This is a genomic window from Spirulina sp. CCY15215 (genome assembly GCF_016888125.1).
Taxonomy (GTDB): Bacteria; Cyanobacteriota; Cyanobacteriia; order Cyanobacteriales; family Spirulinaceae; genus CCY15215.
In genome coordinates this window covers 1-288 of record NZ_JACSWA010000219.1, presented here as the reverse complement: position 1 = coordinate 288, position 288 = coordinate 1, and the positions used below count along the sequence as shown (strand labels likewise).

Below are 288 nucleotides of genomic sequence, written 5' to 3'. Positions count from 1 at the left end.
CCTATTATGAGACTGCATTCTGATGAATTTACTCCTTTGCTTTTACAATTGTCTCGTGAAGAATTAATCGATCGCTTCAGTGTCCAAGAAGAAGGAGCATAATACTTTAGAGCGATCGCTTTCTCAAGGATTTTTCAAGGAGTCGCGATCGCAAAAGGAGAAAAAGAGAAAAGCGATCGCATTTTCTCTGTTATGCTATGAGCATTGAATAATTATTCATTCGCCCGTGACTCGTTTTATCCACGACCAATTCGCCAAACAATATCTCAGCGAACTCCTTTCTCCTCT

Annotated in this window: 1 protein-coding gene; it reads left to right on the top strand. The window is 39.9% G+C overall.

Annotated elements, in window-relative coordinates:
• Nucleotides 1-79: 79 nt before the first annotated feature.
• The gene (locus JUI58_RS27530; RefSeq protein ID WP_275414288.1) at nt 80-208 is read left to right on the top strand and encodes a hypothetical protein; all 129 of its coding nucleotides are present in this window, start codon (nt 80-82) and stop codon (nt 206-208) included.
• Nucleotides 209-288 lie beyond the last annotated feature (80 nt).